The organism is Mycobacterium sp. SMC-15, from assembly GCF_045310925.1.
Taxonomy (GTDB): Bacteria; Actinomycetota; Actinomycetes; order Mycobacteriales; family Mycobacteriaceae; genus Mycobacterium.
The window spans coordinates 1-19,731 of record NZ_JBJIAJ010000001.1 but is presented as its reverse complement, the minus strand read 5'-3'; the positions used below and the strand labels follow the sequence as shown (position 1 = coordinate 19,731).

General features: G+C 68.8%; 17 protein-coding genes. 9 read left to right on the top strand and 8 right to left on the bottom strand.

Annotation, left to right across the window (positions count from 1 at the left end; genetic code table 11):
* Positions 1-83: 83 nt before the first annotated feature.
* A complete protein-coding gene (gdhA, locus tag ACJH71_RS00085; protein WP_406756024.1) occupies positions 84-1,433 on the bottom strand; it encodes an NADP-specific glutamate dehydrogenase in 1,350 nt (449 codons plus the stop codon).
* Positions 1,434-1,590: 157 nt separating this feature from the next.
* Here gdhA and ACJH71_RS00080 point away from each other — a divergent pair, with 157 nt between their 5' ends.
* Together ACJH71_RS00080 and ACJH71_RS00075 are read left to right on the top strand one after the other, a co-directional pair.
* Positions 1,591-2,616, top strand: a complete 1,026-nt coding sequence (locus tag ACJH71_RS00080) for a GNAT family N-acetyltransferase (RefSeq protein ID WP_406756023.1) — start codon at positions 1,591-1,593, stop codon at positions 2,614-2,616.
* A 42-nt stretch (positions 2,617-2,658) separates the two neighbouring features.
* Positions 2,659-3,315 carry a DUF5642 family protein gene (locus ACJH71_RS00075; RefSeq protein ID WP_406756022.1) on the top strand — a complete coding sequence of 219 codons (657 nt, stop codon included), beginning with the start codon at positions 2,659-2,661 and terminating at the stop codon, positions 3,313-3,315.
* Positions 3,316-3,332: 17 nt separating this feature from the next.
* Here the strand turns inward: ACJH71_RS00075 and ACJH71_RS00070 are convergent, their stop codons facing one another.
* Both ACJH71_RS00070 and ACJH71_RS00065 read right to left on the bottom strand, forming a co-directional pair.
* Positions 3,333-3,932, bottom strand: coding sequence for an alpha-ketoglutarate-dependent dioxygenase AlkB (locus ACJH71_RS00070; protein ID WP_406756021.1), 600 nt, complete (start codon positions 3,930-3,932; stop codon positions 3,333-3,335).
* Between the two features lie 42 nt (positions 3,933-3,974).
* Positions 3,975-5,534, bottom strand: coding sequence for a dolichyl-phosphate-mannose--protein mannosyltransferase (locus tag ACJH71_RS00065; protein ID WP_406756020.1), 1,560 nt, complete (start codon positions 5,532-5,534; stop codon positions 3,975-3,977).
* Positions 5,535-5,558: 24 nt separating this feature from the next.
* Here ACJH71_RS00065 and rsmI point away from each other — a divergent pair, with 24 nt between their 5' ends.
* A complete protein-coding gene (rsmI, locus tag ACJH71_RS00060; protein WP_406756019.1) occupies positions 5,559-6,395 on the top strand; it encodes a 16S rRNA (cytidine(1402)-2'-O)-methyltransferase in 837 nt (278 codons plus the stop codon).
* On the opposite strand, the gene ACJH71_RS00055 is transcribed toward rsmI, so the two are convergent.
* The 4 genes from ACJH71_RS00055 to metG all read right to left on the bottom strand — a co-directional run bounded on the left by ACJH71_RS00055 (position 6,365) and on the right by metG (position 11,349).
* Positions 6,365-7,618, bottom strand: a complete 1,254-nt coding sequence (locus tag ACJH71_RS00055) for an aminodeoxychorismate synthase component I (protein ID WP_406756018.1) — start codon at positions 7,616-7,618, stop codon at positions 6,365-6,367. The two genes, rsmI and ACJH71_RS00055, sit on opposite strands and share 31 nt — an antisense overlap.
* 12 nt (positions 7,619-7,630) lie before the next feature.
* Positions 7,631-8,536 (bottom strand): RNA polymerase sigma-70 factor, encoded by a 906-nt coding sequence (locus tag ACJH71_RS00050; RefSeq protein ID WP_406756017.1) that lies wholly within the window; start codon positions 8,534-8,536, stop codon positions 7,631-7,633.
* Positions 8,533-9,711: an NAD(P)/FAD-dependent oxidoreductase gene (locus tag ACJH71_RS00045; protein ID WP_406756016.1), complete on the bottom strand. Its 1,179-nt coding sequence runs from the start codon at positions 9,709-9,711 to the stop codon at positions 8,533-8,535. Before ACJH71_RS00045 ends, ACJH71_RS00050 begins: the two co-directional genes overlap by 4 nt.
* 96 nt (positions 9,712-9,807) lie before the next feature.
* A complete protein-coding gene (metG, locus tag ACJH71_RS00040) occupies positions 9,808-11,349 on the bottom strand; it encodes a methionine--tRNA ligase (RefSeq protein WP_406756015.1) in 1,542 nt (513 codons plus the stop codon).
* A gap of 18 nt (positions 11,350-11,367) precedes the next feature.
* On the opposite strand from metG, the gene ACJH71_RS00035 reads away from it, so the two are divergent.
* The 3 genes from ACJH71_RS00035 to rsmA all read left to right on the top strand — a co-directional run bounded on the left by ACJH71_RS00035 (position 11,368) and on the right by rsmA (position 14,377).
* Complete coding sequence (locus tag ACJH71_RS00035; RefSeq protein WP_406756014.1) at positions 11,368-12,213, top strand: TatD family hydrolase; 846 nt, start codon at positions 11,368-11,370, stop codon at positions 12,211-12,213.
* Positions 12,214-12,335: 122 nt separating this feature from the next.
* On the top strand, positions 12,336-13,454 hold the full coding sequence (locus ACJH71_RS00030) for a transglycosylase family protein (protein WP_406756013.1): 1,119 nt from the start codon (positions 12,336-12,338) through the stop codon (positions 13,452-13,454).
* Positions 13,427-14,377 carry a 16S rRNA (adenine(1518)-N(6)/adenine(1519)-N(6))-dimethyltransferase RsmA gene (rsmA, locus tag ACJH71_RS00025; protein WP_406756549.1) on the top strand — a complete coding sequence of 317 codons (951 nt, stop codon included), beginning with the start codon at positions 13,427-13,429 and terminating at the stop codon, positions 14,375-14,377. The genes ACJH71_RS00030 and rsmA overlap by 28 nt, the downstream gene beginning before the upstream one ends.
* Here the strand turns inward: rsmA and ACJH71_RS00020 are convergent.
* Positions 14,293-15,129, bottom strand: a complete 837-nt coding sequence (locus ACJH71_RS00020; protein ID WP_406756012.1) for a serine/threonine-protein kinase — start codon at positions 15,127-15,129, stop codon at positions 14,293-14,295. The genes rsmA and ACJH71_RS00020 overlap by 85 nt on opposite strands.
* A 135-nt stretch (positions 15,130-15,264) precedes the next feature.
* On the opposite strand from ACJH71_RS00020, the gene ACJH71_RS00015 reads away from it, so the two are divergent.
* The 3 genes from ACJH71_RS00015 (at position 15,265) to ACJH71_RS00005 (ending at position 19,653) form a co-directional block, all read left to right on the top strand.
* On the top strand, positions 15,265-16,728 hold the full coding sequence (locus ACJH71_RS00015; RefSeq protein ID WP_406756011.1) for a PE-PPE domain-containing protein: 1,464 nt from the start codon (positions 15,265-15,267) through the stop codon (positions 16,726-16,728).
* 76 nt (positions 16,729-16,804) lie between these two features.
* On the top strand, positions 16,805-17,767 hold the full coding sequence (locus ACJH71_RS00010; protein WP_406756010.1) for a 4-(cytidine 5'-diphospho)-2-C-methyl-D-erythritol kinase: 963 nt from the start codon (positions 16,805-16,807) through the stop codon (positions 17,765-17,767).
* A gap of 251 nt (positions 17,768-18,018) precedes the next feature.
* Complete coding sequence (locus tag ACJH71_RS00005; RefSeq protein WP_406756009.1) at positions 18,019-19,653, top strand: fatty acyl-AMP ligase; 1,635 nt, start codon at positions 18,019-18,021, stop codon at positions 19,651-19,653.
* Positions 19,654-19,731 lie beyond the last annotated feature (78 nt).

Below are 19,731 nucleotides of genomic sequence, written 5' to 3'. Positions count from 1 at the left end.
TAAGGGGTCAAAAGCACGTTGACTCTGCGTCCATGGCGGAGAAGTGCGAGTGCACCCCGCCATGGACGCAGAGTCAACAGAGGCTAGATCAGGCCCAGCGCGGTCATCGCGTCGGCGACCTGGATGAAGCCGGCGATGTTGGCGCCCAGCACGTAGTTGCCGGGGGCGCCGTACTCGTCGGCGGTGACCAGGCAGCGATGGTGGATGCTCTGCATGATCGCCGCCAGCCGCTGCTCGGTGTACTCGAAGCTCCACGAGTCCCGCGACGCGTTCTGCTGCATCTCCAGCGCGCTGGTGGCCACACCACCGGCGTTGGCCGCCTTGCCCGGGGCCACCGTCACACCGGCCTCGCCGAACAGCTTGACCGCCTCCGGGGTGCACGGCATGTTGGCACCCTCGGCGACGATCTTGCAGCCGTTGCGGGCCAGCGTGGCGGCGTGGTTGCCGTCCAGCTCGTTCTGGGTGGCCGAGGGGATCGCGATCTGGCAGGCCACGTCCCAGATGGAGCCGTCGCTGACGAACTGGGTCGCCCCGCCGCGGGCCTTGGCGTAGGCCTCGATCCGCTCGCGCTTGACCTCTTTGATCTCCTTGAGCAGCTCCAGGTCGATGCCCTTCTCGTCGACGATGTAGCCGCTGGAGTCCGAAGCGGCCACCACGGTGCCGCCCAGCTGGTGGATCTTCTCGATGGCGTAGATCGCCACGTTGCCCGAACCGGAGACCACGGCCCGCTTGCCCTCGAAGGAGTCCTTGGAGGTCTTGAGGATCTCGTCGGCGAAGAACACCGCCCCGTAACCGGTCGCCTCGGTGCGGACCTGCGACCCGCCCCAGCTCAGGCCCTTGCCGGTCAGCACACCCGACTCGTAGCGGTTGGTGATGCGCTTGTACTGGCCGAACAGGTAACCGATCTCACGACCGCCCACGCCGATGTCACCGGCCGGGACGTCGGTGTACTCGCCCAGGTGGCGGTAGAGCTCGGTCATGAAGGACTGGCAGAACCGCATGATCTCGTTGTCGGAGCGGCCCTTGGGGTCGAAGTCCGACCCGCCCTTACCGCCGCCGATGGGCAGACCGGTCAGGGAGTTCTTGAAGATCTGCTCGAAGCCCAGGAACTTGATGATCCCCAGGTACACCGACGGGTGGAAGCGCAGGCCGCCCTTGAAGGGGCCCAGGGCCGAGTTGAACTCCACCCGGAAACCCCGGTTGATCTGCACGTCGCCGTTGTCGTCGAGCCACGGCACCCGGAAGATGATCTGGCGCTCGGGCTCGCACATCCGTCGGATGACGGCGCGATCCACGTACTCGGGGTGCTTGGTCACCACCGGGCCGAGGCTGCTGAGCACCTCGAAAACGGCCTGATGGAACTCGGCCTCACCGGGGTTGCGCCGGAGCACCTCGTCGTAGATGTCGTGCAGCTTCGGATTCAGTTCGGTCATATTGGATGATCTCTTCCTCGCGTGTCGCAGTCAGCGGCCACAGGCTAGCGGCCGGAATCGCTAACGCCGAATCCTGGCCGTTACATCATTGTTAAATCATTAACATTCGCGGGGCACCGGTTAACCTTGGTTGGCGAACAAGGGGCGGAGCACTTCCATGGTGATGTCGCGGCGGGACCCGGATTCCGCAGCACCCGATGGAGCTCTACCCGCCGCCGACCTCGCCGAGATGGAGATCTTCGCCGGGTGCTCCGCGGCTGATCTGGCGCCGCTGGCCGCCGGGTTGCGGCCCCTGCAGGCCCCCGCCGGTGCCGAACTGATGCGGCAAGGCGAGCAGGCGCTGTCGTTCCTCCTGATCTCGTCGGGATCAGCCCAGGTCAAGCATATCGGCGACGACGGCACCGTGGTAGTCAACGAAGTGACGTCCGGCATGGTGGTCGGTGAGATCGCGCTGCTGCGCAAGGGTCTGCGAACGGCGACCGTCACCACCTCGACGCCGCTGACCGGCTGGATCGGTGACGAGCAGGCCTTCCACGCGATGGTGCATGTGCCCGAGGTCATGGGTCGGCTGGTGCGTATCGCGCGCCAGCGGCTGGCGGCCTATCTTTCCGCCGTCCCGATCCGGGCCCGCGACGGCACCGAGCTGCTGTTGCGGCCGGTGTTGCCCGGCGACAGCGCGCGAACCGTCTCGGGCCATGTCGAATTCTCCGGCGAGACGCTCTACCGGCGGTTCCAGACCACCCGGACCCCGAGTCCGGCCCTGATGCACTACCTGTTCGAGGTCGACTACGTCGACCACTTCGTGTGGGTCATCACTGAGCCCGACGGCTCGTTCGTCGCCGACGGGCGATTCGTCCGCGATCCCGACAACCCGACCTTCGCCGAGGTCGCGTTCATCGTCGGCGACAGCTACCAGGGCCGCGGCATCGGCACCTACCTGATGGGGGCGGTGGCGGTGATCGCGCGGCTCGAGGGCATCGAGAAGTTCACCGCGCGGGTGCTCTCGGAGAATGCGCCCATGCGCGCCATCCTTGATCATCTGGGCGCCTTCTGGGAGCGCGACGACCCGGGCGTTGTCACCACCGTCCTCGATGTTCCCGGCGAGGACCAGCTGCCGTTCGACCGTGCGACCGCCGATCAGATTAAAGAGGTTGGCCGCCAAGCGATCCAAGCCGTGGGGTAACCGCTGCCAACGGCCCAGGTCGCGTTGGGTAAATTGGCTGCGATGTTGACCCTTCGCGCGGTGCTGGCTATCGGCTGTGTCTGCCTGCTCGCCGCCTGCAGCTCCAGCCCCGCCGAGGTTTCCGCCGACATCAGCAAGGTGGTTGATCTCAAGTCTTCGTTCGGCCCGGATTTCGAGGCCAAGGCCATCTCGCGCACCGGGATCGATCCCAAGCTGCTGGCGGGCACCGCGCTGCCCCCGGGCCTGACCTTCGACCCGGCTGACTGCTCGAAGTTCGCCATCAGTCAGCAACTGCCGCAGGGCGTGCAGGGCAACATGGCCGCCGTCGCCGCCGAAGGCCAGGGCAACCGGTTCATCACCATCGCCTTGGAGACCTCCGAGCCGGTTCCGGTCAGCGAACCGGGACGTACCTGCCGACGGATCGGCTTCTCAGGTGGCCAGATGCGCGGATTGATCGAGACGGTGGAGGCGCCGCACATCGACGGGGTGAAGACGCTGGGCGTGCACCGGGTGATCGAGGCCGTCGCCGCCGGCAAGTCCCGCGTCGGTGAGCTCTACAACTACTCGGCCTACTTCGGCCCCTACCAGGTGCTTGTCACCGCCAACCCCCTGGTGCAGCCGGGCAAGCCCGTCGCACCGGTCGACACCGCCCGGGCCCGTGAGCTGTTGGTGGCCGCGGTGGACGCGATACGCAACTAGCGGATCCGTCCGTTGAGCTATCGCACGCCGCGCGGGCGGAACTGAATGCTGATCCGCGGGCCGGTGGGCATGGCCGTCTTGGGGATCGAGTGCTCCCACGTCCGCTGACACGAGCCCCCCATCACCACCAGGTCGCCGTGGTGTTGCGCCAATCGCAGGCCGGGGCCGCCGCCGCGCGGCCGAAGGGCCAGGGTGCGGGTGGCGCCGACGCTGACGATCGCGACCATGGTGTCCTGACTGGCGCCGCGGCCGATGGTGTCGCCGTGCCAGGCCACGCTGTCGCCTCCGTGGCGGTATAGGCAGAGCCCCACCGTGGTGAACGGCTCGCCGAGTTCCCCGGCGTAGATGTCATTGAGCCGGCGACGCAGCTTGGCGATCGCCGGGTGCGGCGCATCACTGGTCGCCAGGTCGTGGAAGCTCACCAGCCTGGGGACGTCGAGCACCCGGTCATACATTCGGCGGCGTTCGGACCGCCAGGGGATGGCCGATTGCAGCTCGCTGACCAGTTCGCTGCTTTCCTCGGACAGCCAGCCCGGACGAACGTCGAGCCAGGCACCGTCACCGAGCTGTCGGCGTTCGCTGAGGTCGAACAGCGACTCCTGTACCGGTATCGCCACGAACGCAGCGTATCGCACATCAGTTCGATTCGTCGAGATGCCCTAAGACCAGCTGGGCAGCCAGATCTCCATGTTCCAGGTGACGGGGGAGATCGGCACCCCGGTCAGAATCGGATACAGCCAGGCGAAGTTGGTCAGCACCAGCGCCAGGTAGCCGGACACCGCCAGCAGCCCGAGCGCCCAGCGCTCCTCGGTACGGGTTCTCCCGTCGTTGACGATGTCGACGCAGATCAGGGCCAGCAGCATCGCCAGGAACGGGGCCATCGGCACCGCGTAGAAGAAGTACATCTGCCGCCCGATGTCGGCGAACCAGGGCAGCCAGCCCGCGCAGTAGCCCACCAGCGCCGCGGCGTAGCGCCAGTCGTGGCGCACCAGGGAGCGCCACAGCGCGTAGCCCAGCACCGGCACGGCCAGCCACCACATCGCCGGGGTGCCGACCAGCATCACCGCTTTGACGCAGGACTGCGCTCCGCAGCCGGGCACGTCGTGCTGGTCGATCGCATAGAGCACCGGGCGCAGCGACATCGGCCACGTCCACGGCTTGGACTCCCAGGGGTGGTGATTGCCCGCGGCGTTCGTCAGTCCGGCGTGGAAGTGATACGCCTGGTAGGTGTAGTGCCACAGCGAGCGCAGCGCATCGGGAATCGGAAACCGACTCTCGAACCCGATTGACTGGCCGACTTCGTGGCGGTCCACGCCGGTCTCCGAGGCGAACCACGGCGCATAGGACGCCAGGTACACCGCGAACGGGATGAGCACCATGGCGTAGGCGGTGGGGCCGACGTCGCGGCGCAGCGTGCCCAGCCACGGCCGCCGCACCCGGTACTGCCGTCGCGCGGCCACGTCGAACGCGAGCGACATCGCGCCGAAGAACACCACGAAGTACAGGCCGGACCATTTGGTGGCGCAGGCCAACCCGAGCAACACCCCGGCGCCGAAACGCCACCAGCGCACTCCCAGCCGAGGGCCCCAGGGTGTCGCGCCGCACCGACCGTCGGTCAGCACGGTGTGCATCCGCATGCGCACCTGGTCGCGGTCGACGATCAGCGCCCCGAACGCGGCCACCACGAAGAACGTCAGGAAACCGTCCAGCAGCGCGGTGCGCGCCGCGACGAAACTGACCCCGTCGCCCACCAGCAGCAGTCCGGCGATCCCGCCGGCCAGCGTCGAGCGGGTCATGCGCCGCACGATCCGCACCAACAGCGCTATCGCCAGCACCCCGAGCAGCGCGCTTGTGAACCGCCAGCCCAGCCCGTTGTAGCCGAACAGCGCCTCGCCGATCGCGATCAGCTGTTTGCCCACCGGCGGATGCACCACCAGGCCGTAGCCGGGATTGTCCTCGACGCCATGGTTGTGCAGCATCTGCCAGGCCTGCGGCGCGTAGTGCTTCTCGTCGAAGATCGGGGTGCCGGCGTCGGTCGGTGTGTACAGGTTCGAGAACCGCGTCACCGCGGCCAGCAGCGTCACCGCCGCGGTCACCGCCCAGCCCCGGGCCCGGTCGGTCGGCCCGAAATCGGCGACCGGCACCAGCAGCCCCGGGCTGATCACCGGAGCGGTGCGCTCCGGCGCGGCCGCGAGCCTGGTAGCGGTCGGAGCGCTCATTCCGACGATCGTAGGCTGTGCGCCATGCCCGATGGTCGATTGCTGCTGGGTGCCACCCCGCTGGGCCAGCCCGCCGACGCCTCCCCGCGGCTGGTCGAAGCGCTGAGCACCGCCGACGTCGTGGCCGCCGAGGACACCCGGCGGGTGCGCACGCTGGCCAAGGCCCTCGACGTGCAGATCGGCGGCCGGGTGGTCAGTCTGTTCGACGCCAACGAGGCGTCGCGGGTGCCCACGCTGCTTGCCGATCTCGAGGCCGGGGCCACCGTGCTGGTGGTCAGCGACGCCGGGATGCCGCTGATCAGCGACCCGGGTTACCGCCTGGTGTCCGCATGCGCCGAGGCCGGGCTGCCGGTGACCTGCCTGCCCGGCCCGTCGGCGGTGACGACCGCGCTGGCGGTGTCCGGGTTGGCCTCGGAGCGGTTCTGCTTCGAGGGTTTCGCGCCCCGCAAGCAGGCGGCCCGCCGGGCGTGGCTGGCCGCGCTGGCCGACGAACGGCGCACCTGTGTGTTCTTCGAGTCGCCGCGGCGGTTGGCCGACTGCCTGCGTGACGCCGTCGACGAGCTCGGCGGCGAAAGGCGCGCGGTGGTGTGCCGGGAACTGACCAAGACCCACGAAGAGGTGCTGCGCGGGACGCTGGCCGAGCTGGCCGACTGGGCGGTCGACGGCGTGCTGGGGGAGATCACCGTGGTGTTGGCCGGGGCGACCCCGCGCGCGGACCTGGCGACATTGGTGGACGAGGTCAACAGGCTGGCGGCTGAGGGGATGCGGGTCAAGGACGCCTGCGCGCAGGTGATCGCCGACGTGTCGGCCGCGGTGTCGCGACGCGAGCTTTACGACGCGGTGCTGCGTTCCCGGGACTGACCGTCGGCGACGATCGGGGCGGCCTTGTGCAGGCACTCCTGCCACTCGGCGTCGACGTCGGAGTCCGCGGTGATTCCGCCGCCGACCCCCAGCACCGCACCGCCGGCGGCGTCGAACTCCACGGTGCGGATCGCGACGTTGAGTTCGCAACCGGCCACCGGTGACGCCAGCCCCACCGTGCCGCAGTAGGTGCCGCGCCGCGACGATTCCCACTCCGAAAGCAGCTGGCGGGCACGGTGTTTGGGAGTGCCGGTTACCGACGCGGGCGGGAATGTCGCGTCCAGCAACTCGGCCATCGCCAGCTGCTCGGGCACCCGGGCCGAGACGGTCGACACCAGATGCCACACACCCGGGGCGGGCCGCACCGCCAACAGTTCGGGCACGGTGACGGTGCCGGTGATCGCTACGCGGCCCAGGTCGTTGCGGACCAGATCGACGATCATGATGTTCTCCGCGACATCCTTGGTCGACGCGCGCAGCGCCGACGGGCGGGCGTACAGCGGCAGGGTGCCCTTGATCGGGCTGGAGTCCACGACCTGACCGCGGCGGCGCAGGAACAGCTCCGGTGACAGCGAGGCCACCGCGCCCCAGTCACCCGCGACATAGGCGGCACGCGCCGGCGAGGTGCGCGCCACGGCGTCGGCGAAGAAGTCCAGCGGGGCACCCGTGACGGTTCCGGTGAAGCGGGTGCACACGCAGGCCTGATACACCTCGCCGGAGCGGATGGCCTCCAGGCAGGCCAGCACGCCGGCGCGGTGCGCCTGCCGGTCCGGGGTCTCCCAGTAGATCCGGCATCCCCGGGCCGGGGCGGGAGTCGTCAGCGCCTCGGCCAGCCAGCTCGGCATCGCCGCGCCGGACAGGCTTTCGAACCACCACTGCTCGTCGTGGTCTTGGCGCAGCACACAGTCGGTCCAGCCGCCGGCAGCCTCGGGGATGCGGGGGCCCAGGCCGTCGGCGCCGGCATCGGGGTAGGACAGATAGCCGATCCAGCCGCCACCCACCACGCCGGACTGCGCACCAAGGGCGGGGCTATTCGGCACGTCAAAGACCTCGCCGGGGCCGACCGGCTCGACGGCCACGCTGGGCGCGATCACCGCCCGTGCGCCGAACCACTCGCCGGTCAGCGCGGCCGGCGACGGCAGCCCATGTCGGTCGGTGGCATCGCCGACCGCGCGCAGCACCTCCGGTGCCGCACCCAAGTCGCCGAGACGCTCGATCCGCACGGCACTAGCTTGTCAGACGTCAGCGCCGCGGGTGATCTCGCGGGCGGCCGCCACCGCCGCCAGCTTGTCCGGGTTGCGCATCGCGTAGAAGTTCGTGATCAGCCCGTCGACGATCTCGACGGTGAACACGCCCTCCAGGCGGTCGGCGCTGTAGAGCAGCACCGCGGGCGCGGAGTTGCAGACGCCCATGTCCACCCGCACGTCGGGCATCTGTGCCCCCTGCCGCAGCAGCCCGATGACGGTGCGGGCGACCTTGTCGGCTCCGACGACGGGCCGTCGGGCCGCGCTGGCCTTGCCGCCGCTGTCAGCGGTCCACACCACGTCGGGGGCCAGCATCGACAGCACCGTGGTGAGGTCGCCGCCCGCCGCCGCGGTCATGAACTCCGCGGTGACCCGTGCGCTCTCCTCCGGGTCCACCGGGGCGTAGCGCGGCCGGCGGGCCTGGACGTGGCTGCGGGCCCGGTGCGCGACCTGACGGGCCGCGGCCGCAGATTTGCCGACCGCGGCCGCGATCTCGTCATAGTCGAAGCCGAACACTTCGCGCAGCACGAACACCGCCCGCTCCTCGGGACGCAGCGTCTCCAGCACCACCAGCATCGCCATCGAGACCGACTCGGCCAGTACGACATCGGCCGAGGGATCGTGCTCGGTGAGCAGCAGCGGCTCGGGCAGCCACGGCCCCACGTACTCCTCGCGGCGTCGGGCCCCGGCCCGCAGCGCGTTGAGCGCCTGACGGGTGACCAGGCTGGCCAGGTAGGCCTTGACGTCGCGGACCTCGGCCAGATCGACCTCGGCCCAGCGCAGGTAGCTGTCCTGCAAGACGTCGTCGGATTCGGTTGCCGAGCCCAGGATCTCGTAGGCGATGGTGAACAGCAGCGGCCGGAGCTCGGTGAACCGTTGGGCGTGTTCGCTTCTCACACCGCAGCCCCCCGTTCCGATTGGCCCTGTGCGGCCTGGGCCGCCCGGGCGCCGCCCTTCATCCAACGGTACGAGCCCGGCTTGGCGGCCTCGCCCCGAATCCACTTCACCGTGTACTTGCAGATCGACTCCTTGACCACGGCGCCAAGGCGGCCGCCGATGAACGCCTTGATCGGGGTGTCGTCGCGGCGCGACAACTGCACGGTCGCCGCATCGCGCCCCACACTGATGCACTGCGACACGAACGCCTGGTCCAGCGCGACCGGTGAGGTGCCGGCGATGCGGGCCAACACCGTGTTGGCGGCTTGGGCGCCCAGCGGCAGGGCGGCCTGGCAGCTCATCCGCAGCGGCTGGCCCGAGGGGGCGACGGCATCCCCGGCCGCCATGATCCACGGGTTGTCGACACTGGTCAGGGTGTCGTCGGTGAGCAGTCGGCCCAACGCGTCGGTGGCCAGGCCACTGGCTGCGGCCAGGTCCGGCACGCCGAAGCCCGCCGTCCAGACCGTCACCGCGCTGGGCAGCACGGTGCCGTCACGCAGCACCAGAGCGTCGGCGCGTACTTCGGCGACGACCGCGCCCTCGCGCAGGTCGACACCCAGTTTGCGCAGTGCCTTGGCCACCGAGCGCCGGCCCGCCGCGTGCAGTGACGGTCCCAGCATCTCGCCGCAGACCAGGGTCACCGGCCGACCTTGACCGGCCAGTTCGGAGGCCGCTTCGATTCCGGTCAGTCCACCGCCCACCACGGTCACCGGGGCATCCGGCGCCACCGCGGTCAGGCGCGCCAGCAGCCGGGTCGCGTGCTCCAATTCGCTGATCGAGTAGGCGAATTCGGCGGCACCGGGAACCGCCGGGGTGATCGCCCCGGTGCTGCCCACCGCATAGATGAGGAAGTCGTAGCGCAGGACGGTGCCCGATGCCAGCTGGATGCGCCGGTCGGCGGCGTCGATCCGGGTGGCCGAGTCGACCAGCAGCCGGACTCCGTCGCCGAGCAGTTCGGGGTAGTCGATGGTGGCCGTCCCGGTGCCGGCGACGTACTGGTGCAACCGGATCCGCTCGACGAATGCCGGGCGCGGGTTGACCAGGGTGATGTCGACGTCGGGGTGCTGGCGCAGCCGGTTGGCGGCCAGGGTGCCGGCGTAGCCGCCGCCGATGATGACAACTTGGATGCGGGTCATGAGGTGCTCCTGTCTCTCAAGGGTTATGCCCTCAAGACACCGCACGGCTGCCAGATGTGACAGCTTGTGGCCCAGATCACGGGACCGCCGTCACGTTCAGGGTTGGTAGCGCGGAAACACCCCGGACGGCGCCGGGAGCGAAAGCCCGGGCACCAGGCGCTCGGGCACGGCGGTGAACATCCGCTGCTCATCGGTCTGGCCCAGCAGGTCCAGCAGCTTGCCCGCCGATTCGGGCATCACCGGCTGCAGCAGCAGCGCCGCGATTCGCACCGACTCCAGCGTGGTGTACAAAACCGTGCCGAAGCGGGCCTGATCGGCCGCTGACTCGCTCTTGGCGAGCTTCCACGGCTCGTTGGCCGAGAAGTACCGGTTGGCTGCGCCCAGCATCTGCCAGATCGCTTCCAGTCCCACGTGCATGGACTGCGTGCCGAACGCCGCCCGCATCTTCTCCAGCAGCGCGTCGGCCAGTGCCAGCAGTTCCTCGCCGTCGGCGGCCTGGGCGGTCGGCTCGGGCACCACCCCGTCGAGGTTCTTGGCCACCATCGACAGCGAGCGCTGCGCCAGATTGCCCAGTTCGTTGGCCAAATCGGCATTGACCCGGCCGATCATCGCCTCGTCGGAGATGCTGCCGTCCTGGCCGAACGGGATCTCGCGCAGCAGGAAGAAGCGCACCTGATCCACGCCGTACTTGTCGACGAACTCGACCGGGTCGATCACGTTGCCCACCGACTTGCTCATCTTCTCGCCGCTGTTGAGCAGGAAGCCGTGCGCAAAAACCCTGCGCGGCAACTCGATTCCTGCCGACATCAGAAAGGCGGGCCAGTACACGGTGTGGAACCGGATGATGTCCTTGCCGATCATGTGCAGATCGGCGGGCCAGTACCGCTTGAAGATTGGCGAGTCGGTGTCGGGGTAGCCGACGCCGGTCAGGTAGTTGGTCAGCGCATCCACCCAGACGTACATGACGTGGTCCGGGTGCCCGGGAACCGGCACGCCCCAGTCGAACGAGGTGCGCGAGATGGACAGGTCCCGCAGCCCGCCGGAGACGAAGCTGACCACCTCGTTGCGGCGCACCTCGGGGGCGATGAAGTCCGGATTCGCCTGGTAGTGCGCCAGCAACCGGTCGGCATAGGCCGAGAGCCGGAAGAAGTAGGTCTGCTCCTCGGTCCAGGTGACCGGCGCCCCGGTTTCGTTGGCCACCCGCGAGCCGTCCTGCGTCAGCCGGGTCTCGCCCTCGGTGAAGAACCGCTCGTCGCGCACGGAGTACCAGCCGGAGTAGGCGTCCAGATAGATGTCACCGGCGTCGACCATGCGCTGCCAGATCGCCTTGGAGGCCTCCAGGTGATCGGCGTCGGTGGTGCGGATGAACCGGTCGAAGGAGATGTTGAGTTTGCGCTGCAGCGCCTCGAACACATCGGAGTTGCGCCGCGCCAGCTCTGCGGTCGGAATGCCCTCGGCGGCGGCGGTCTCGGCCATCTTCAGCCCGTGCTCGTCGGTGCCGGTCAGATACCGCACGTCGAATCCGTCGAGCCGATGGAATCGGGCGATCGCGTCGGTGGCGATGTACTCGTAGGCGTGGCCGATATGCGGGTCACCGTTGGGGTAGGTGATCGCGGTGGTGAGGTAGAAAGGCTTCATCACCGTTCACCCTATTGTGTGCGGGTGAGCTCGAAACGATCAGGCAAAACTCCGCCGCCCGCACCGCAGGAGCTCAGTCCGCTGGTCGACGCCCACACCCACCTCGATGCCTGCGGCGCCTCCGACGCCTCGTCGGTGCGCGCGATCATGGATCGGGCCGCCGCGGTCGGGGTGCAGGCGGCGGTGACCGTGGCCGACGACCTGGCGTCGGCTCGCTGGGCGACCGAGGCCGCCGACGCCGACGATCGGGTCTATGCGGCGGTCGCGCTGCATCCGACCCGGGCCGGCACCCTGAGCGAGGCGGCCCGCACCGAGATCGAGGCGCTGGCCGCCCACCCGCGGGTGGTGGCGGTCGGGGAGACCGGCATGGACCTGTATTGGCCCGGGCGCTTGGAGGGCTGCGCGGACCCGCAGACCCAGCGCGAGGCCTTCGCCTGGCATATCGACCTGGCCAAACGCACGGGCAAACCGCTGATGATCCACAACCGCGACGCCGACGCCGCCGTGCTCGATGTGCTGCGCGCCGAAGGCGCTCCCGAGACGGTGATCTTCCACTGTTTCTCGTCGGGCCCCGCGATGGCTCACACCTGCGTCGACGCCGGCTGGATACTGAGCCTGTCCGGCACGGTCAGCTTCAAAAATGCGCGTGACCTGCGGGAAGCGGCGGCATTGATACCGGAGGCGCAGCTGTTGGTGGAGACCGACGCGCCGTTCTTGACTCCCCATCCGTACCGCGGTGCACCGAACGAGCCCTACTGTCTGCCATACACTGTCAGGGCGCTGGCTGAGCTGTTGGGAACATCGGCGGAGGAGCTGGCGCAGGTGACGAACCGCAACGCCCGGCGTGTGTACGGGCTGGACTGAAGGTCGAGCAGGTCACATTCGGTTGCCGACCGCCGGTAGGTTCGTTACCGTTCCGTTATCGAACCTGGGGGGCAGAGCCACTGCCCCTTTGCTGTGTATTCAACGTCGTGAGGTTTTCTGACTTGAACGCTTTGACCAGGCTGCACCAGGCGCCATCGCCGATGCTGCGGCTTCTGGTCGGCGCTTTACTACTGGTGCTGACCTTTGCCGGCGGCTTCGCGGTCGCCAGCGTCAAGACCGTGACGTTGGACGTTGACGGAACGCCGATCACCGTCACCACCATGCGGTCGCGGGTCATCGACGTCGTCGCCGAGAACGGCTTCAACCTCGGCGAGCGCGATGATGTGAGCCCCGCGCGCACCGCCCGGGTGAACGACTCCGACACGATCATGGTCCGTCGCGGCCGGCCACTGCAGGTGTCCCTGGACGGGCGCGAGCCCCAGCAGGTGTGGACGACGGCGCTGTCGGTGGACGAAGCGCTGGCGCAGCTGTCGATGACCGACACCGCCCCCGCCGCGGCATCGCGCGGCAGCCGGGTCCCGCTGGCCGGGATGGCGCTGCCGGTCGTCAGTGCCAAGACCGTCACGCTCGACGACGGAGGTGTGGTGCGCACGGTGCACCTGGCCGCGCCAAATGTCGGCGAACTGCTGGCCGCCGACGGCGCCCCGCTGGAGCAGGCCGACAAGGTCATCCCGGCCGCGTCGACTCCGATCACCGAGGGCATGGCGATCCAGGTGACGCGAATCCGGGTCAAGCAGGTCACCGAGCGGGTGCCGCTTCCCCCGCCCGCCCGTCGCATCGAAGACCCGGCGCTGAACATCAGCCGGCAGGTCGTCGAGGACCCGGGGACTCCGGGCACCCAAGACGTGACCTACTCGGTGGCCACCGTCAACGGCGCCGAGACCGGCCGCCTGCCGGTCGCCAACGCGGTAGTGGCCCCGGCCCGCGACTCGGTGCTGCGGGTCGGCGCCAAGCCCGGCACCGAGGTGCCGCCGTCGGTGTACGGCGCAGCCTGGGACCGCATCGCCAACTGCGAGTCGCACGGAAACTGGGCGATCAACACCGGCAACGGCTTCTATGGCGGCGTGCAGTTCGACTACGGCACCTGGGTGGCCAACGGCGGTCTGAAATACGCACCGCGCGCGGATATGGCGACCCGCGAAGAGCAGATCGCGATCGCAGAGGTCACCCAGGCCCGGCAGGGCTGGGGCGCCTGGCCGGTGTGCAGCGGGAGACGCTGACCATCGGGCTACTCGGGGCCGGTGACATCAGGGCCCTGGCGAATGAACTCGACCTGCGGCCCCGGAAATCGCTGGGACAGAACTTCGTTCACGACGCGAACACCGTGCGCCGGATTGTGGACGGCGCCGGTATCACCGCCGACGACCATGTCCTGGAAGTCGGGCCTGGGCTCGGCTCGCTGACCCTGGCGCTGCTCGAACACGGCCCGACGGTGATCGCCGTCGAAAAGGATCCGGTGCTGGCCACCCGGTTGCCGCAGACCATCGCCGAACACGCGCCCGCCGACGCGCCCCGGTTGGAGGTGCTCGGCGCCGACGTCTTGACCCTGCGCCGCGACGGGGTGGCGACCGCGCCGACGGCGGTGGTGGCGAATTTGCCCTACAACGTGGCGGTCCCGGCGCTGCTGCACCTGCTGTCGGAGTTCGACTCCATTCGCACCGTCACGGTCATGGTGCAGTTGGAGGTGGCCGAGCGGCTGGCGGCCGAGCCGGGTGGCAAGGACTACGGGGTGCCCAGCGCCAAGGCACGGTTCTTCGGCGCGGTGCGCCGCTGCGGCACGGTGCCGCCCAGCGTGTTCTGGCCGGTGCCGCGAGTGAATTCCGGGCTGGTGCGCATCGACCGCCACGAGGCCGCCCCGTGGCCGGTCGACGACGCGTTTCGCCGGCAGGTCTTCAGGCTGATCGACGTCGCATTCGCCCAGCGCCGCAAGACCGCCCGCAACGCGATCGCCGACTGGGCCGGCTCGGGCGCGCGGGCTGCCGAGCTGTTGGAGGCGGCGGGCATCGATCCGATGAGTCGCGGCGAGACGCTGGCGATCGCGGACTTCGTGCGGCTGCTTCAGGTCTCGGCGGCTTTGGCGGGCCCGGCGTGCGAGACCAGCGCGCGGGACAACTCTTCGACGAAATCGGCGCAGGACTCGTAGCGGCGCGCCGGAAACTTCGCCAGCGCACGTTGCACCACCACATCGGCGGCCCGCGCCGCCGGACCGAGCGTGTCGGACAGCGGCGGCGGTAGCAGCCGCAGGTGCGCATCGGCCAGATCGGCTGCGCACTGAGCGGGGAAGGGCGGCGCTCCGGTAAACAGCTCGACCGCCGTGCAGGCCAAGGCGTATTCGTCGGTGGCTGCCGACGGCGCCTTGCCCTGCAGGATCTCCGGTGCGGTGTAGGGCAATGAGACTTCGGGGTTTTCGGAATGTCGGGCCCGGTGCCACACGTCTTCGACGACGGCGTGGGCCGCTCCGAAATCGGTCAGCACCGCCCCGGCCCGGCCGAAGTCGGCGTGGATCAGGATGTTGGCGGGTTTGACGTCACAGTGCACGATGCCGCGACGGTGTGCGTAGTCGAGCGCGCCGGCGATCTGGGTCAGCGCCGCCAGGCGATCGTCGAGCGAGCGCAGACCGGTCACTTTGCCGCCGTCGACGTACTGCATGGCCAGCCAGAACGGGCCGTGCCGGTACACCGCGACGATGTTGGGGTGCTTGAGGGCGCCCGCGAACGCGAACTCGCGATCCAGCCGGGCCTGCTCGGCGGGGGAGCGGTGCGCCTCGTCGAGGACCTTCAGTGCCACGGGCACGTCAGGGGCGCCGTGGTGGTGGGCCAAATAGACCCCGGCGTGCCCGCCGCGGCCGATCTCGCGCTCGATCAGGTAGCCGCCGTAGTCGCCGGCTGCGTTCATGACCTCAGATTAGGGCGCGCACAGCTACCTCGCAGAAAACTGAGAGTAGCATGATCGAATTACAAAAAAGCGATGACATTTCGCTGGTGCGAGATGAATAATCGACCTATTGCAGCAGCATCCAGGGAGGCCGTCATGACAACTCTGTCCCATCGCAACCTGAGTTCCATCGGTGCCGTGCCTCTGACCCTGGCCGCCATTGCCGCCCTCGGTGTCGCACCCGTGGTGGCGCCCACCCTGGCCGCGACCGCCAAGACGGTGGTCGCCCAGACGACCCTGCTGGACACCGAGTCGTGGATCATGGGCGGCAGCGGACTGCCGATCCCGCCGCCGCAGTACCTGGCCGCCCTGACCGATCGGTTCATCTCGCCTGCGACCCCGAAGTTCGACGGTCAGCCCACTTTCCACGTGGACGCCACCAACCCGTTGTTCACCCCGGAGGGTCTCTACCCGCTGACCGGTGTGAAGACGCTGCCGCTGGACACCTCGCTGGCCCAGGGCTCCACCATCTTGTACCAGAAGATCATGGAAGAGGTTGGCAAGGGCAATGACCTTGTCGTACTAGGGTATTCGCAGAGTGGTGTGATCAACGGGCTGGTCATGGACCAGCTGCTGGCGCTGCCCGAGGACGAGCGCCCGACCTCCGACGAGCTGTCCTTCGTGACGCTGGGCAGCCCGGCCAACCCCAACGGCGGCCTGCTGGCCCGCTTCGACGTCCCCGGGGTTCCGCTCAGCCTGCCCGCCCTCGGCGTCACGTTCAGCGGGGGTGCCCCGTCTGAGACGCCATGGGAGACAGTCAATTACATCCAGGAATACGACGGCTTCGCGGACTTCCCGAAGTACCCGCTGAACTTCCTGGCCGACATCAACGCCTTCCTGGGCATCATGTTCATCCACGGCACCTACCCGACACTGACCGACGCCCAGCTGGCGACGGCCATCGAGCTGGACACCTCCGGCGACTACACCGGCAACAACCAGTACTTCATGATCCCCACCGAGAATCTGCCGCTGCTGGAGCTGTTGCGCGGCAACGCATTCGGCAACGCGTTTGCCGACCTGTTGCAGCCGGCCCTGCGGGTGCTGATCAACCTCGGCTACGGCAACATCGAGCACGGCTGGGACCAGGGCCCGGCGGACATCTCCACGCCGTTCGGGGTGTTCCCCGACGTCAACCCGATGGACGTGCTGACCGCACTGGTCAACGGTGCCGAGCAGGGTTGGAACGACTTCATCGCCGACCTGCAGAACATCGGGTCCGGCGGCGCGTCTGACCTGTTCGACTTCAGTGGCGGCCCCGCGGACTTCTCGCTGCCGAGTCTGACGGAGATCGTCAACACCTTCAGCAGCGCCGCGGCGACCTTGTACGCGACGCTGTTGCCGACCGCCGACATCATCAATTCGCTGATCACCACGCTGCCGGCCTACTCCGCGAGCCTGTTCTTCAACGAACTGATGTCGGGAGATCTGCTGAACGCGATCGGCATGCCGCTGGCCGCCACCACCGGGTTGGTCACCATGGCCGGCGGGTTCGAGGTGGAGGTCCTGATGAACGCCTTCAGCTCGATCAGCGCCGACTTCTCCGACCTGTTCTCCTGATCGGGTAGGCACTCCTGGCCCGAGCCCGGGGTACTACGGCCCCTCGGAGCCGCTGTAGCCCGATAGTCTCATCGGCGTGACCGCATCCGACGGCAATACCGCCACCGAGTGGTCCCCGACCGGTTCGGTGACGGTGCGGGTACCGGGCAAGCTCAACCTCTACCTGGCCGTCGGTGACCGTCGAGATGACGGTTACCACGAGCTGACCACCGTGTTCCACGCGGTTTCGTTGGTCGACGAGGTGACTGTCCGCGACGCCGACGTGCTGTCGCTGCGGGTCAGCGGCGAGGGCGCCGATGTGCTGCCCACCGATGAGCGCAACCTGGCGTGGCAGGCCGCCGAGCTGATGGCCGAGTACGTGGGCCGGGCTCCGGACGTGGCGATCAGCATCGACAAGTCCATTCCGGTGGCCGGCGGCATGGCCGGCGGCAGCGCCGACGCCGCGGCGGTGCTGGTCGGCATGAACGTGCTGTGGGAGCTCGGCGTGCCGCGCCGCGACCTGCACTCGCTGGCCGCCAAGCTGGGCAGCGACGTGCCGTTCGCGCTGCACGGCGGCACCGCGTTGGGTACCGGACGCGGCGAGGAGCTGGCGACGGTGCTCACCCGTGAGACCTTCCACTGGGTGCTGGCGTTCGCCGACCGTGGGCTGTCGACGCCGGCGGTCTTCGGTGAACTGGACCGGTTGCGCGAAACCGGGCGCAAGCTGCCGGAGTCGGGTGAGCCCGAGCCGGTGCTGGCGGCGTTGGCCGCCGGTGATCCAGAGCGGCTGGCCGGATTGCTCGGCAATGACCTGCAGGCCGCAGCCGTCAGTCTCAACTCGGGCTTGCGCCGCACCTTGCGCGCCGGGGTAGAGGCGGGTGCCCTGGCCGGTGTGGTGTCCGGCTCCGGCCCGACGTGTGCGTTCTTGTGTTCCTCGGCGCAGTCGGCGGCCGACGTCGCCGTCGAACTGTCGGCGCTCGGCGCGGGGCGGGCGGTGCGGGTGGCCAGCGGCCCGGTCTATGGCGCTCGCGTGGTGCCGTCGTCGGTGAGCGGGGCCTGATCGAGCAGCCGATCCGCGGGATAGATTTGCCCGTGGATTAAGAGGAGTTTAAGATGGCCCGCGGTGACTATTCGCGGCCAGGACAACCCTGCCAGCCAGACGCTCTCCGTTCTGGTGGGCCGCGCATTACGGTATCGAGATCTAACCGCCACCGAATTGTGTGCGTGTGCCTCTCGCGATGTGGTCTAAAGCAGGTGGAACATGAAATCTGAGCCCGTATGGAATGTACTGGTGCCGGCTAGGAGGCCGTCGTGAGCAGGTTTACCGACAACATGTTCCGCAGTGCCCGGGAGTCGTCGAAGGGCATGGTGACGGGTGAGCCGCACACGCCCGTCCGGCACACCTGGGCCGAGGTCCATGAACGCGCCCGGCGTATCGCCGGCGGGCTGGCCGCGGCCGGCGTAGGCCCGGGCGACGCGGTCGGGGTGCTGGCCGGTGCCCCGGTGGAAATCGCCCCCACCGCCCAGGGCGTGTGGATGCGCGCGGCGAGCCTGACCATGCTGCACCAGCCGACCCCGCGCACCGACCTGGCGGTGTGGGCCGAGGACACCATGACCGTCGTCGACATGATCGACGCCAAGGCCGTCATCATCTCCGACCCGTTCATGCCGGCAGCCCCGGTGCTGGAAGAGAAGGGCCTGAAGGTCGTCACGGTCGCTGACCTGCTGGCCGCCGAGCCGATCGACCCGGAGGAAGCCGGTGAGGACGATCTGGCGCTGATGCAGCTGACGTCGGGATCGACCGGTTCGCCGAAGGCCGTGCAGATCACCCACCGCAACATCTACTCGAACGCCGAGGCGATGTTCATCAGCGCCGAGTACGACGTCGAAAAGGACGTCATGGTCAGCTGGCTGCCGTGCTTCCACGACATGGGCATGATCGGGTTCCTCACCGTGCCGATGTACTTCGGCGCCGAGCTGGTCAAGATCACCCCGATGGACTTCCTGCGCGACACCCTGCTGTGGGCCAAGCTGATCGACAAGTACAAGGGCACCATGACCGCGGCCCCGAACTTCGCCTACGCGCTGTTCGCCAAGCGGCTGCGCAAGCAGGCCACGCCGGGGCAGTTCGACCTGTCCACGCTGCGGTTCGCGCTCTCGGGTGCCGAGCCGGTGGAGCCGGCCGACGTCGAGGACCTGATCGACGCCGGTAGGCCGTTCGGGCTGAACCCGACCGCCATCCTGCCGGCCTACGGCATGGCCGAGACGGTGCTGGCGGTGTCCTTCTCCAAGTGCAATGCGGGCCTGGTGGTCGACGAGATCGACGCCGACCTGCTGGCCGCGCTGCGCCAGGCGGTGCCGGCCACCAAGGGCAACACCCGCCGACTGGCCTCGCTGGGGCCGCTGTTGGAGGGCATCGAGATCCGGATCGTCGACGAGCACGGCAATTCGTTGCCGCCGCGCGGGGTCGGAGTGATCCAGCTGCGCGGTGAGCCGGTGACGCCGGGCTACCTGACCATGGCGGGCTTCCTGCCGGCGCAGGACGAGCACGGTTGGTATGACACCGGCGACCTGGGCTACCAGATGGAAGACGGCCACGTCGTGGTCTGCGGCCGCGTCAAGGACGTCATCATCATGGCGGGCCGCAACATCTACCCGACCGACATCGAGCGGGCCGCGGGCCGCGTCGAGGGCGTGCGCCCGGGTTGTGCGGTCGCGGTGCGCCTGGACGCCGGGCACTCCCGGGAGACGTTCGCGGTGGCGGTGGAGTCCAATGCCTGGCAGGACCCGGTCGAGGTGCGCCGTATCGAGCACCAGGTCGCCCACGAGGTGGTGACCGAGGTCGACATGCGGCCCCGCAACGTCGTGGTGCTTGGGCCGGGCAGCATCCCCAAGACTCCGTCGGGCAAGCTGCGCCGGGCCAACTCTGTCGCGCTGGTCACCTAGCTGTACTGCCCAGGCAGGTTGGTTGAGAAAGTGTGACGACACGCTGTAAGAGTCGTTGATGGGTGAAGGTCTCCTGCC